Origin of the sequence: Oceanospirillum linum (genome assembly GCF_001995095.2) — a bacterium.
GTDB classification, from domain to species: domain Bacteria; phylum Pseudomonadota; class Gammaproteobacteria; order Pseudomonadales; family Halomonadaceae; genus Oceanospirillum; species Oceanospirillum linum.
Window position 1 is genome coordinate 1 of sequence record NZ_MTSD02000064.1, and the last position, 478, is coordinate 478.

Annotated in this window: 1 protein-coding gene and 1 pseudogene; both read right to left on the reverse strand. The window is 42.3% G+C overall.

The window, feature by feature from the left end; translation table 11 throughout:
- Positions 1-304 (reverse strand): glycosyltransferase family 2 protein (locus BTA35_RS16625; RefSeq protein ID WP_139363704.1); only part of this gene is annotated, 304 nt, incomplete at its 3' end.
- Positions 273-478, reverse strand: a pseudogene (locus BTA35_RS18540) (hypothetical protein); the annotation flags it as partial. The gene BTA35_RS16625 and the pseudogene BTA35_RS18540, both read right to left, overlap by 32 nt.

A 478-nucleotide genomic window follows, 5' to 3' on the forward strand; every position in this document is an offset into this window, starting at 1 on the left:
TTTCTGCTTTAATACAATCTTGTAGGCTGTTTTTTAGTTCTGGGGTGACGCGCTCATCAGCATCTATCACAAAAATCCAGTCGGTTTTAACATAGGACTCAGCGCGCTGGCGCTGAATGCCAAAGCCCTGCCAGTCATTATGGCTGTAAAACTCTGCTCTATATTGTGCCGCAATTTCAGCAGTTTTATCAGTACTGCCAGAGTCAACAACAATGATTTGGTCAACCCACTTCACTGATTCGAGACAGGCCGCTAAGTTTTTTTCTTCATTTTTAACAATCAGTACAGCGGCTATGGTTGGCACGACGTAGCTCCTGAGTGAATACGCTGGTGATAATAACTAGTGTAAAAGCAAACATCATTGTGCCGCTGTTATGCAGTAAAAAACCCTGAGTGAGTCCAAAATCAAAGTAACAAAAGGACAATAAACATCCTGCCATTGCGGAGGCACGTACATCTGAGTTTTTATGCTTTAAAT